The sequence below is a fragment of the Paenibacillus qinlingensis genome (assembly GCF_013204845.1).
Taxonomy (GTDB): Bacteria; Bacillota; Bacilli; order Paenibacillales; family NBRC-103111; genus Paenibacillus_E; species Paenibacillus_E qinlingensis.
Genome location: NZ_JABMKY010000021.1, coordinates 13,487 through 26,366, shown reverse-complemented (window position 1 = coordinate 26,366; position 12,880 = coordinate 13,487). Strand labels below are relative to the sequence as shown.

10 protein-coding genes are annotated in these 12,880 nt (G+C 47.6%); 4 read left to right on the top strand and 6 right to left on the bottom strand.

All coding sequences use genetic code 11. The features are described from left to right. Positions 1 to 100: 100 nt before the first annotated feature. On the top strand, positions 101 to 1,033 hold the full coding sequence (locus tag HQN88_RS28060) for an AraC family transcriptional regulator (protein ID WP_274319049.1): 933 nt from the start codon (positions 101 to 103) through the stop codon (positions 1,031 to 1,033). 519 nt (positions 1,034 to 1,552) lie between these two features. Here HQN88_RS28060 and HQN88_RS28055 read toward each other — a convergent pair. Beyond that, the gene (locus HQN88_RS28055; protein WP_173118741.1) at positions 1,553 to 2,323 is read right to left on the bottom strand and encodes a DeoR/GlpR family DNA-binding transcription regulator; all 771 of its coding nucleotides are present in this window, start codon (positions 2,321 to 2,323) and stop codon (positions 1,553 to 1,555) included. A gap of 232 nt (positions 2,324 to 2,555) precedes the next feature. Here HQN88_RS28055 and HQN88_RS28050 point away from each other — a divergent pair, with 232 nt between their 5' ends. Genes HQN88_RS28050 through HQN88_RS28040 form a run of 3 tightly spaced genes read left to right on the top strand, consistent with a single transcriptional unit; the run spans position 2,556 to position 5,223 of the window. Further along, the gene (locus HQN88_RS28050) at positions 2,556 to 3,497 is read left to right on the top strand and encodes a metallophosphoesterase family protein (protein WP_173118739.1); all 942 of its coding nucleotides are present in this window, start codon (positions 2,556 to 2,558) and stop codon (positions 3,495 to 3,497) included. A 26-nt stretch (positions 3,498 to 3,523) separates the two neighbouring features. Continuing rightward, positions 3,524 to 4,387: an EamA family transporter gene (locus HQN88_RS28045; RefSeq protein ID WP_246320502.1), complete on the top strand. Its 864-nt coding sequence runs from the start codon at positions 3,524 to 3,526 to the stop codon at positions 4,385 to 4,387. A gap of 17 nt (positions 4,388 to 4,404) precedes the next feature. Continuing rightward, positions 4,405 to 5,223, top strand: coding sequence for an alkaline phosphatase family protein (locus tag HQN88_RS28040; protein ID WP_173118737.1), 819 nt, complete (start codon positions 4,405 to 4,407; stop codon positions 5,221 to 5,223). A 72-nt stretch (positions 5,224 to 5,295) separates the two neighbouring features. Here the strand turns inward: HQN88_RS28040 and HQN88_RS28035 are convergent, their stop codons facing one another. The 5 genes from HQN88_RS28035 to HQN88_RS28015 all read right to left on the bottom strand — a co-directional run bounded on the left by HQN88_RS28035 (position 5,296) and on the right by HQN88_RS28015 (position 12,880). After that, a complete protein-coding gene (locus tag HQN88_RS28035; RefSeq protein ID WP_173118735.1) occupies positions 5,296 to 6,720 on the bottom strand; it encodes an alpha-L-fucosidase in 1,425 nt (474 codons plus the stop codon). 40 nt (positions 6,721 to 6,760) lie between these two features. Then, the gene (locus tag HQN88_RS28030) at positions 6,761 to 7,942 is read right to left on the bottom strand and encodes a metallophosphoesterase family protein (RefSeq protein ID WP_173118733.1); all 1,182 of its coding nucleotides are present in this window, start codon (positions 7,940 to 7,942) and stop codon (positions 6,761 to 6,763) included. Positions 7,943 to 7,954: 12 nt separating this feature from the next. Continuing rightward, positions 7,955 to 10,279: a glycoside hydrolase family 95 protein gene (locus HQN88_RS28025; RefSeq protein ID WP_274319046.1), complete on the bottom strand. Its 2,325-nt coding sequence runs from the start codon at positions 10,277 to 10,279 to the stop codon at positions 7,955 to 7,957. A gap of 78 nt (positions 10,280 to 10,357) precedes the next feature. Next, positions 10,358 to 11,905 carry a type 2 periplasmic-binding domain-containing protein gene (locus tag HQN88_RS28020; protein ID WP_173118729.1) on the bottom strand — a complete coding sequence of 516 codons (1,548 nt, stop codon included), beginning with the start codon at positions 11,903 to 11,905 and terminating at the stop codon, positions 10,358 to 10,360. 96 nt (positions 11,906 to 12,001) lie between these two features. Further along, entirely contained in the window at positions 12,002 to 12,880 is an 879-nt protein-coding gene (locus HQN88_RS28015) for a carbohydrate ABC transporter permease (RefSeq protein ID WP_173118727.1), read from the bottom strand.

Below are 12,880 nucleotides of genomic sequence, written 5' to 3'. Positions count from 1 at the left end.
ATGTGCCAATAATGCTATGATAGAAACATCAAAATTCAACAAAACAATCGCTAACTGGGGCACCAGTACCACTAATCAAACGCTACGGGAGGCAATCTGCGTGGAGGATTTGTATAGGGATATTTACCGTTTTCCAAATATGATTCAGACGCTGCAGGTCATCGGTTGTCACTTTGGTCTGCAGCCCCCAGGATGGGCCTATCCGAGACACCATCATCATTTATTTGAGCTGCTGTATTGCTCGGAGGGCGAAGTCTTGCATGAAATCAATCGCCAATCGATTACCATGTTCGCAGGCGACTGGCTGCTTATTAAGTCTGGTGTTCGACATCAATCCGCCAACCCGTCAGCTGTTCATTATGGTTATTTCAACGTCCATTTCGATCTGGACGATGCGGAAATTCGCAGTTTGCTAGCGGCAACCCCCTTCCAGCTGATCCGTCAAAAGGAAGCCTCCACGAGCAAGCTTCGCAGCTATGTAGGAGAATTAGAAGCTGTTGTGCAGCGCAATCAGCTGTTAGAGCAACGTTCAGCCGAGCAGGCTGAGTCGCCGCAGCTGCTCTTCGAGGATAAGCTGTTGCTGCAGTCCTATACGCTGCTCATCATTCATGATGTGCTTGCACTGCTTCGCGCCCAGCAGCATACCGAACTGAGAACTACGCGTGAAAGTACGAGTACAACGAACTGCGATGCGTCGTTGTTCTCAACTGACGTCGCCCACGCGATCGAGGAGAAGCTATCGCTTGGTCTCGGCGAGGAAGCCTCCGTCGCGGGCATCGCCAAAGAGCTCAACATGAGCCGCAGCCAGTGCAGCAAGCTGTTCTCCAAGGTGTACGGCTTATCACCGCGCCAGTATGTCAGCCAGCTGAAACTGAAGCAAGCCAAAGAATTGCTCGTTACGACGCATTTGTCGATGAACCATATTGCCGATAAGCTTGGCTTTCAATCTGCCAGCCACTTCTCGCGGCAATTCCGCCGCTGGACGGGGCAGTCGCCAAGCGAGTTCCGGCCGAAGCACCATACGGTACAGTAGGTTATGCGATTGGGCAGGTGTAAGTCGATTTTTTCGACTTACTGCCGCTTGTTGCCTCCCTTGGCGAGTAGTTAGACGGTAAAACCGACTAACTCGGGCTCTTTTGCCTCCCTTGGCGAGGAGTTAGTCGGTAAAACCGACTAACTCAGGCTCTTTTGCCTCCCTTGGCGAGTAGTTAGTCGGTAAAACCGACTAACTCAGGCTCTTTTGCCTCCCTTGGCGAGTAGTTAGTCGGTAAAACCGACTAACTCGGGCTCTTTTGCCTCCCTTGGCGAGTAGTTAGTCGGTAAAACCGACTAACTCGAATTCGCAGTCCCCTCAGCAGCGATTACGCAGAAAGGCCAATAAGAGAACGGGTTACCGTTCCTCCTATTGGCCTTTCTCTGTCTTACTCTTTACTCTTTACTCTTTACTCTTTACTCTTTACTCTTTACTCTTTACTCTTACTCTTTACTCTTTACTCTTTACCCTTTACTCTTTACCCTTTACCCTACTCCCTACTCACCCACACACCAAACTTCACTCACTTATCCGCACCTCAATACCAAGCCCCTCAATCGTATCCACCCACTCTATCGGGCAGCCGACATCGGTAATCAGCATAGAGATTTCCTCCAACTTCGCAACTCTAGCAAATGTAGACAGGCCGAATTTACTGTGATCTGCAACGAGAATGCACTCTTCCGCTCGTTGCATCATTTTGCGTGAGATTACCGCTTCAGCCAAATGAAAATCAGTTATCCCATCCGTGAGCGAGATGCCGCCAGCCGAAATAAACGCTTTGTTTACTTTAAATTGATCAAGCAGCTGATCGACGAGTGTACCTGTCACAGCCCGACATTCTTGATTGACTTCTCCGCCAGCAAAAATAATACGTCCACGAAACGTTTCCATCGCCAGATTAAGAATCGGGATGGAGTTCGTAATTAACGTCACATTCGTCTTGTCGCTCAAAAAGGGGACGATTTCAATCGTGGTTGTCCCATTATCCAGCATGATCGTTTCCCCATCCTGGACGAGGGACGCTGCTAATTGCCCAATCGCTGCCTTCTCTGGTTTCATCATTTGCACGCGGTTCAGAAAGGGAGGCTCGACCATCTCCATGCGCATTTTGACGGCGCCGCCATACACCTTGCGCAGTTTGCCTTCCTTTTCCAAACGGTCCAAATCCCGACGCACTGTTTCCGTCGAAACGGTAAGCAGCTCAGACAGATGATGCACCTGTACTTTCCCTTCCATTTCCAAATGATGAAGAATCGTCAACCTGCGATCTTCATAGGTTAATGACATAATGGCCTCCTACTATGACCGATATCTAATAGATGTTGTTGTTTTATGTTGTTTTCATTAGTTTAGGTGTTCGCGCTAGGTGTGTCAATCTGGATAACCCGCTCCCCCCTCCTCCACAAAAATTGCTCGTTGACAGGTTTGCCCAACCCGTTTACAATTGGCAACAAACAACAACACTTCACATTGATTCAACAAGATTCCACAATCCCTATTCAAATCGGAGGCTATAATCATGTTCAAGCAGCAACCGCTGACTTTTCGTGAGGATCGCACGTTTACGATCACTCAGTTTACAGACTTACACTGGAAAGATGGACTAAGTAAGGATCAACAAACCCTCCGACTCTTGGAAGAAGTACTCGACGCAGAGCAACCTGATCTCGTCGTTTTTACAGGTGATGTCATCTATACAGGACCTGTTTCCGAAGGTGAACCGCACTGCGAGCAGCCACTTCAAGCGTTCCGCGACGCCGTTCAAGCTGTTGAAACTCGCAAAATCCCATGGGCCGTGGTATTTGGTAATCACGATACTGAAAACTACATCACAAGACAAGAACTCATGGACAGCGTCCTCACCTATCCGTATTCAGTGACTCAACCTGGACCCGAGGAGATTAGCGGCGTTGGCAACTACCGTCTCTCCCTGCATGGCCATGACGGACAGTCTGCAGCGAACTTATACTTTTTTGATTCCGGAAGTCACTCAACTGTCTCCCAGATTCCAGGTTATGACTGGATTCGCCATGATCAAATCGGCTGGTATACCGAACAGTCCCGTAACGAGCAGCGCGAACTGCCTGCACTCGCTTTTTTCCATATCCCGCTTCCCGAGTACGGGCACGTGTGGGAACGTGCGACATGCTATGGGAATAAACACGAAAATGTCTGCTGCGCTCACGTGAATTCAGGATTATTCGCTGCTATGGTTGAAATGGGCAATGTCGTTGGAACCTTCTGTGGACATGACCACATCAACGATTATTGGGGCGAGCTTCATGGAATTCGCCTCTGCTATGGCAGAGCGACGGGCTATAATACCTATGGCAAAGAAGGCTTTCACCGCGGTGCCAGAATGATTCGCCTCCGTGAAGGTGAGCGTTCGTTCGACACCTGGATTCGACTCGCTGACGGCACCGTCATCCGTGATCAACCCGAACACCAACCAACGCTATAACCCCACTTACGTTTGGAGCTGATCACTTGTTAACTGCGTCAATTTTTCTCGTTATTGCATCAGGACTTGCCCATGCCATCTGGAGTTTGTTTACCAAAAGCAGCCTGAACAAAGGCGTCTTCCTATGGTCCATCATCATGGTCACCACCGTTGTCCTGCTTCCTTATTTGATCAAAGAATTATGGTTCACTCCCTTAACTTTATCTGCATATGGACTACTTTTACTTTCCGCCGCTTTACAAGCTGTGTATGCCCTCTTGCTCTCGCGTACCTATAATATGGGGGATCTCTCGCAAATCTATCCGATTATGAGAGGTACCAATACCTTATTTATCCCGATTGTCGGTGTCCTGTTTCTACGCGAATCCTTATCGCTACTCGGATGGACGGGACTGCTGTGCATGGTCATTGGGTTCCTGTTGCTCAGCGGTATCTTCACAAGTTTGCGATCTTCTGGACAGACGTCTGTCAAATCCGTTAAACCCTTCCTAATGGCGCTTAGTGTAGGGCTGTGCACGACTTGCTACGTACTTGTCGATAAGCTGAATCTCGCACATATCTCGCCTATCGCTTTATTAGAAGTAACGAATATTGGATTCGTCGCAGGGCTCACACCGCTTGTCCTTGCATCCAAACAACTGCGCAGAGAGTGGCAAATAAACTTCAAAACGATTGCTCTCGGCGCAATTCTCAATCCAGCATCGTATTTATTATTTCTCTTCGCCATGAAATACGCACCTGTTGCCCATATTTCCCCACTGCGTGAAATTGGGACGGTTTTTGCCACCACTCTAGGCATCGTTATCCTCAAAGAGAAACAAGGCACATTACGCATTCTTTGCTCTATTCTCATTTTATTAGGGATATTAATTATCAGCTTCTGGGGTTAAAAAAGGGAGGAACAGTGATGAGCACCTATCAACGTGTCATTATTATTGGTTGGGATGGCGCCGGCAACTTTGTCCGTGATGCGCATACCCCGAATTTAGATCGTTTATTTGAGGCTGGTGCCTCCACGCTTGAAGCGCAAACCGCATCACCTACGATCAGCGCGGAGTGTTGGGGGACGCTGCTGCACGGAGTTGATCCTGTGAAACATGGGCTTACGAATACCAAAGCAGAGGTAGAAACCTTCCCCGACGACTCGCCCTATCCGTCTATTTTCCGAGTTGCTAGAGAAACATTCCCACTTGCTAAGCTAGCAGCCTACAGCGCCTGGAAGCCCATCAACGATGGGATTATTGAGTCTTCCATCGGTGTTCATACAATTTCAATGCCTGATGATGAGCTCGTCCAAGCCATCGCTGCTTACATACATGAAAACCCGGATTTCAAGCTGCTCTATGTGCAACTCGATCTCCCCGACGCCGCTGGTCATAAGTACGGGTACAATATGCCAGAGCAGCATCGCGTTATTGAAGAGTCGGATCGTCAGACCGGCGTTATTCTAGAAGCACTCCTACAGGCTGATCTTCTAAAAGATAGCCTCATCATCGCCGTCACCGATCACGGCGGTGGCGGTGAAAATGCTTTTAATCATGGCAGTGATCATCCTTTAGACAAAACCATCTTCTGGAGCTGCACAGGTCCTGGCATCGCACCTGGCACCAAGCTCGACAATGTCAACATTGTCGACACAGCAACCGTCGTCGCCCATGCACTCGGACTGGATGCGCCCGCTTCTTGGGAAGGCAAACTACCAGAGAGGTTATTTCCTAACTTGTAATCGCCTCAACTCAACGATAAATAAGCCCGACTTTGTCCGCAATGGGCATGTCGGGCTATCCTTCGTCTTAACTTATTTACTGCAGTACACACCGAAGCTGCCTAATGTGGGATTGATACGCGATTCGGTCACTTTCAGTTGAATGTATCTCGCGCTCACCTGTTGGAAGCTGCAGATCTTTTTATAGCCGACCACTGTGCCTGCATACAAGCTTACCCACTCATCTCCTTGTTTGTAGGCTAACTGGAAGCGTTCAATCCGTTGTCCCAATTGGATATACTCCTTCAATACAATACGGTCAAAGGTCATTTCCTTCCCAAGATCCATAACAAGCTCAGCCTGCTCAATTCCTTCCGGAGGACACCAATACGAATCGGACTGACCATCGGTTAGATTCCCCGCATCAACACTCCTATCCCTTGTTTGGGAAGCCCACACCTTCGCTCCTACAGCTAGATCCTGCCCATAGGTAGCTCGGCGCCATTGCCCAAATTCACGCAGATGCCGTGCATCTGTCTCATGAATAAGCCCACGTTGATCCGGTGGAATGTTCAGTAGAAGCGCGCTGTTACCGCCAACGGTACTCTCGTACAGATCAATCAATTCATCAACCGTCTTCACCTTATCGTCGTCAGCAGGATCGTAGAACCACTGGGGCCTGATCGATACATCCACCTCGGCTGGGTACCAAATCATTCGATTGGCTTCCGCCAAAACAGAACGGCTCCCCAGATCTTCTGTATCCGCATTAATTTTTTGTGAAAAGGCACTATCATCATCTTGTTGTGATTCAGCTTGAATTTCCTCGATATTCCTGCGAGCAGCAGGCACGACACTCCATTCCGATTCACGTGTATGACCAGCTTCATTGCCGCACCAACGCACATCAGGTCCACAAATGTTAATGACTGCGTTCGGCTGCAATTCACGAATAATTCGATAGGAAGCCTCCCAGTCATACACCTGCATCTTCCCATTGCTACCCTCACCGCAAGCACCATCAAACCACACGCAAAAAATCTCACCATAATTCGTAAGAAGCTCGCGCAACTGATTTTGGAAATAGGTGTTATATAAAGGGGAATCCCCATAACTAGGCTCGTGCCGATCCCATGGGGATAGATATACACCAAATTTTAAACCCTGAGCACGGCAAGCTTCGGCTACATCTCTTACAACATCCCCTTGCCCATCCTGCCATGTGGTGGATTTGACCGAATGATCCGTGTAAACACTCGGCCACAGACAAAATCCATCGTGATGCTTACACGTCAGGATGACACCTGTCATTCCTGCTAATCGGCAGGACTCCACCCATTGTGCAGCATCATAAGCCGTTGGATAAAATAACTGAGGATTCTCGTCACCTAATCCCCATTGTCTCCCCGTAAATGTGTTCATACCGAAGTGAATAAACGCATAAAACTCCATCTCTTGCCAAGCCAATTGGCGTGGAGTGGGAACTACCTTCACTGCTTCTTCTATAGAAACTGCCATCTTGCTATTTGCTCCTCACATGTCATCATATCGTCTTTGCTTATTTTGCTTCTGCCACTACATCGAAAGGCAACCGAGTGAGTTCCGTATGCAGCGTTTCACCCAAATAAATCATATCGTAACTGCCAATTGGAAGATCCAGATCACTGAAAATCAACTTGCCATCTGGTTGGCCGAACGTCTTGGTTTGCACGGAGACAATAGGACTAATCGGTTCAGTCTCACTCGGTTTAGCTCCTCTTAGATAAATGCCAAAGGCATCTTCTCTTAGCGAACCGACATAAGCAACCTCAATTTGTTCATAGGGCTGAAAGACCGATTTGTTCATTTTCATGGCAGGATTACGGAGCGTACAATCCGGATCTACCGTCAGATCCACAACCGGAATGGCCACTGGCAGGTGTACCGTATATTGCGCATCAGGCACCCACGATTTCGAAGTGAAATCTCTTCCTTTTACAATGACCCTGTCCTCGTAGACTTCGACGAAAAAACCCTGTGAACCCTCTTTCAACACGTCGTCATCCGTCCATAAATAAGCGACAGAAGCCGCATTAAACAAGGTCGCATACTTCCTGTTGTACATCGTCTCCTTGGCGCCCAGCTCCCAGTGCGTGTGACCGGTGAAGACAATGGATTGCGGGTGTTTGGCTAAAATCATCTTTAATTCCGCGTCCTGCCTAATCCCATTCCAGCCAAACTCACTCTGGGACCCTGCAACCGTATTCAATAATGGCTCATGAACAAAAATAAATGCCGGTTTCTCCGTCACTTCATGTTCGGACAACTTTTGATCCAACCACCTGAGCTGGGTCTCGGATAAGTACGCGCAGTCTTTCAGACCAATTTCTGTGCCAAGGAATATAAAAGGATACCCTTCCAACCATACATCATAATAAGCATGATGAATCCCTGTATGTTCTGTAAATAACGACATCTGCTTATCCAGATCTCTCCAACGAACATCGTGGTTGCCGTAAGTAAAATAGATGGGCGGCAGCCCCTCCATGTTAGCTTTCCAAATCTGTGCCATGATTTCAAATTCCGCTCGCTCCCCATTGTCCGTGATATCACCGACATGCATGATTCCATGACAATCTGGGGAAGTTGCCACAATATCTTTGAGCGCCCGATCTAAATTCTGGGCTTCAGCCCCCTCTAAAGTGGCTGTAATATGAGTATCTGTCAAGACGACGAACGTGAGACTTGGTTTCTTCACCATTTCGTTCTCTCCTCATTTCGATATAGAAGGAATTGCAAAGTCTCTATTTGCGCATCGAACCAAATACCTTGCCCCTGACTCTGCCTTAAAAGAATAAACTGTTCCACCTATAGTGTTCACCACCAGCTCATCTCCTTCCTCCCTAATGATCATAAGGGATGATTTGCTGCGGATCGTACACAAGACATCCTGCGTGGCAACCAGCACCGCTTCTTTCAGCTGACCATCTTGCCACCCAATCTCAACTTCGAAGCCGCCACGCGCACGCAAGCCGCTAACTCGGCCATGACGCCATGCTTTTGGCAAGGCGGGTAGAAGCAAGATTTCATCCCTGTGGGATTGCAGGAGCATCTCAGCGATCGCAGCCGTGCCCCCAAAGTTGGCATCAATTTGAAAAGGTGGATGGTCACCAAGCAGACTCTTATGCACGGAATGACCAAGCAGCTCCATGATATTGGCGTAGGCCTGTTCGCCATCGTGCAACCTTGCCCAGAAGTTGATGATCCACGCTCGACTCCAACCTGTGTGGCCACCGCCGTGTGCAAGTCGTCTCTCCAGCGTTCGACGAGCTGCCTCTGCTAACTCCGGCGTATGATGAACAGTAATCTGCTCGCCTGGGTGTAAAGCAAACAAGTGTGAAATATGGCGATGGCCGGGTTCCACTTCCTCATAATCCATTGCCCACTCCATTAATTGACCATGCTTGCCGATAGCGGGTTCGGGTAATCGCTTCCTTACTTGCTCCAGTTCTTCAAGAAAGTCCTTATCTATGCCTAGAATTGCCCCGGCCTCTATACAAGCTGCCAAAAGGGCATGGATGATTTGCGAATCCATGGATGGCCCAATACTTAGAACGCCTTCATTGCCATTCGGCAATCGATACGTATTCTCCGGCGAAAGAGAAGGAACCGTGACTAGACGACCTTGTTCATCCTCGATGAGAAAATCAAGGAAAAACAGCGCAGCTTCCTTCATAATCGGGTACGCTCTTGCACCTAGAAAATCCCTATCCCTGCCAAAGCGATAGTGCTCCCATAAATGTAAAGACATCCATGCCCCGCCCATCGGCCAGAAAATAGCTGGAACATACGTACCGCAAATATCTGTTTCCGCCCAAAGATTTGTAGCGTGATGTGCCACAAAACCTCTAGCTCCGTAAATCTCCTTGGCAGTTTTACGCCCATTCTCCACAAGTCGATCCATCAGATCAAAGACAGGCTCATGACATTCAGCCAAATTGCCTACTTCTGCTGGCCAATAGTTCATTTGTAAATTGATGTTCAAATGAAAATCACTTTCCCAAGGCGGTGTGTGACTCTCGTTCCATATGCCTTGCAAATTGGCAGGCAGCGAGCCTGGTCGTGAACTCCCCATAAGCAAGTAGCGGCCATATTGAAAAAATAGCGAAATCAACCCGTGATCTACATGGCCTTTCTGGACCCTAGCTAACCTTTCATCGGTCGGCAAAGCCGCTACATCAGCTTCATTGGGATCCTCAATCTCCAATACAACACGTTCAAACAAGGAACGATGATCCTTCACATGATCCTCACGAATGGCCTCAAACCCTTTGACCCTACTAGCGTCGATTCGTGATCGACACACGTCAAGGGGATCTTGATGTCTGAATGTAGTGGCCGCAGCTACATACAACGTAACACTGTCCGCTTCCTCCACAGAGACGAAATCACCAATAACCTGCACCTTACCACCTGTTGCTACAGCCTTCAAAACCGCCGCATAATGCACGCCATCCGGCCCGCATTGCCCTTGCATGACGATGCTTTCTGCATCTTCTTTTCCTGATGTGCCCTCAAAGGGCCGACGACTCAAATTAGCAGAGAAACTAATTCCTCCCAGTCGATCTGCGCTCAACCGAATAACAAGCACCTGATCCCTAGCACTTGCGAAGATCTCCCTGTGATAATTAGTCCCGTCGATGGCATAAGACGTCTTAGCGACGCCTGTCGGCAAATCCAATTCACGTATATAGTCTATGGCTTCACCATGTACTTGTCGAAAATATAGGTTTATATCACCCAGTGTTTGATAGGGGGCAACATATTTGGGGCCTGGTGTCATCGCCATCCGTGCCAAATACTCGGCATCCTGTGGCTTACCTTCGAACATAAGCCTGCGAATTTCTGCAAGATGCTTATAGGCATCGGGTTGCTCCCTCCTCTTGGGGCCGCCATACCAGAGGGAATCCTCATTGATCTGAATCCGTTCTTGCTGTACGTTGCCGAATACCATAGCCCCAAGCTTGCCATTACCTACGGGAAGAGCATCTACCCACTTCTCAGCTGGCCGTCGGTACCATAATTTCAACTCGCTCACCAGAATCACCCTTCTTTTTTAAAAGAAACCCGACCACGCCATCAACAGGCACGATCGGGTCCTTTCATTTCATCACACTTATTTGGCTTTCTCTTTGTAAAAGTCGTTCGTTTCTTTAATGTGCTGTTGGAAACTAGTATCATCTTTAAATTGTTTCACGAGTTTATCCCAATCCTCTAGCGAATTTTTGCCAACAATGACATTGACCATCATATCATTCACCTTTTTATCCCAGTCTGCTCCCTTTTCTTTAAATGGTGCGGACTTCATCAACCCGTAAGTTGGATCTGGAATGGAGGAAATGGTATCGATTACTTTTACATTTGCTTGGTAAATTTCGTTTGGCATACCCGCTGTTTTGGCTCTTGTATACTTATCAAAGTACCCCGTTACCCATTGACCTGTCGTATCGCCGGAATATCCTTTTTTCTTACCTTCTTCAGTTTGTTCTACGCTTCCGTCAGGCTTGACTGTGAAGTCAACATCTTTGATACCGTAAGTAGCCAAATTGTAGCCCTCAACCGTAGCCGTGTAATCATAAACTTCTAGAATTTTCTTCAATTTCGCTTCATCAACGGATTTCTTGTTGACTAGGAATTGTCCATAATAACCACTTGCTTGCTCATAATAGAACTTGCCATCTGGCGCTTTTGGTATTTCAACAGCAATGAGGTTCGCTTGCGGATTTACCTTTTGCAATTCCACATTGTATTTATAGGCATCCACCACGTTCGCGAACGCTACGCCAGCTTTACTCTGGACGAGCATATCTTTAATTTGAGCTGCCTTAAGAACTGGGAAATCCGGCAGAATGCCGCCTGCTTTATAGGATTTATTCCAGAAAGCTAGCGCATCTCTGGTCTGTGGTGTATACCAATACGGAATCAGGCTGCCGTTCTCCTCTTTCCACTTTGTGCCTGTACCAAACATGGATAGAATCGTGCTCGAAGGTCCATTTGCTCCTGGAAGGACAGCGCCATAGGTATCCGCTTTCCCGTTGCCGTCTGGATCTTTCGATGCAAAGGCTTCGAGAACTTTGGCCAACTCATCCATCGTTTTCGGCTGCTGTAAACCTAGTTTATCCAACCAATCCTTGCGGATCAGCATGGACTCGTGACCATCCAACGGTCTTACACGTGGCAGGGAGTACAATTTGCCTTTCAAAGATGCGTTCTTATATACGTTATCTGGATATTTAGCTAGGTTAGGATAACTTTTAATGTATGGACTTAAATCCCAGAAAGCACCTTGATCAACCGCATTAAGGAAAGCAGGCGTATAATTAAAATCTTCTAGGAAAAGCACGTCTGGTAAATCTCGTGAAGCGAGCAGCGCATTTAGTTTCTCTGTAATTTGGGCTGCTGGGATCCAATTTAACTTCAGATTGACATTTAACTTCTCATTCAGCTGTTTCACGGCTTCCAACTCACCTGTAGGTGCTGCAGCGAAAGCTAGCGTTGTAATGGAAATATCGGTTGGTTTTGCAGCGGGTTTAGCCGATGCCGCCGTTGTACTCGCTGCTGAACTTGCTGGCGCAGTCTCATTCGCTTTACCACAAGCCGCTAAAGAAGCGACTAGCCCCGTTGCTGTTAAGAGTACTGCCAATTTTTTGACCATTGGTTTCATGTAAAGACCTCCCGTTTATATGGTTATTATACAATCAGAATGATTAACCTGCATGTCCAGTACTTCCCAGCATCACCCCTCTCAGGTACGTTGCGCTCACCCCTTCACGGAACCAACCATCATACCCTTAACGAAATACTTCTGTAAGAACGGATATACCATGACAATCGGCAAGGAGGAGATCACGACTGCAGCCATTTTAATTACTTGTGGAGGCACAGTTCGTTCACTTTCCAGCATGGCAGCCACCGAAGGATCAGCCATTTGCGATGCGGAAATGAGCAACATTTGAAGGAGTACCTGCAACGGACGCAAGCTATCGCTATTGATATAAAGCACCCCGCTAAAGTACGTGTTCCAGTAAGCTACAGCATAGAATAACCCGAAAGCGGCAAGCGCCGAGACGGAAATCGGCAGCATAATGCGGAAGAACACGCCGATATCGGAACAACCATCCATTTTAGCTGCTTCCTCTAGTTCATCGGGAATTTCTTGATAAAAGTTTTTCATTAAAAATACGTACCAAGCACTGGTCAACGCTGGCAAAATAAGTGCCCAAATCGAATCCATTAAACCTAGGCTATCTACAAGCAAGTAGTTCGGAATCATGCCCGGATTGAACAACATGGTCATTAGGATGGCAACAAGGAAGAATTTCTTCCCTTTCAACCGTTTACGTGAGAGCACATAGGCTAAAGCACTTGTAACAATTAAGCTTAGTAAGGTACCGAACACCGCTAATATGCCGCTTATGCCCATCGCATGAACGAAAGCATTCGTAGAGAAGATATATTCATAAGCTGACAAGCTCCATTTTTCAGGAATCAGAACTAAGGACTTCGTCAGATACTCGGTTGGATCCGTAAATGAAATGATCACAACGTAAATGAAAGGCAGTAAGGTAACAAGTCCGATTATCGTTAATACCGTATAGTTTAGGACATTAAATATCTTGGAACCCATCTGATTATCCAT

Bases quoted from the DNA above. Each gene is read 5' to 3' on its own strand.
- HQN88_RS28040 (WP_173118737.1), top strand. From the start codon at position 4,405: ATGAGCACCTATCAACGTGTCATTATTATTGGTTGGGATGGCGCCGGC.
- HQN88_RS28055 (WP_173118741.1), bottom strand. From the start codon at position 2,323: ATGTCATTAACCTATGAAGATCGCAGGTTGACGATTCTTCATCATTTG.
- HQN88_RS28015 (WP_173118727.1), bottom strand. From the start codon at position 12,880: ATGGATAATCAGATGGGTTCCAAGATATTTAATGTCCTAAACTATACG.
- HQN88_RS28050 (WP_173118739.1), top strand. From the start codon at position 2,556: ATGTTCAAGCAGCAACCGCTGACTTTTCGTGAGGATCGCACGTTTACG.
- HQN88_RS28030 (WP_173118733.1), bottom strand. From the start codon at position 7,942: ATGGTGAAGAAACCAAGTCTCACGTTCGTCGTCTTGACAGATACTCAT.
- HQN88_RS28020 (WP_173118729.1), bottom strand. From the start codon at position 11,905: ATGAAACCAATGGTCAAAAAATTGGCAGTACTCTTAACAGCAACGGGG.
- HQN88_RS28035 (WP_173118735.1), bottom strand. From the start codon at position 6,720: ATGGCAGTTTCTATAGAAGAAGCAGTGAAGGTAGTTCCCACTCCACGC.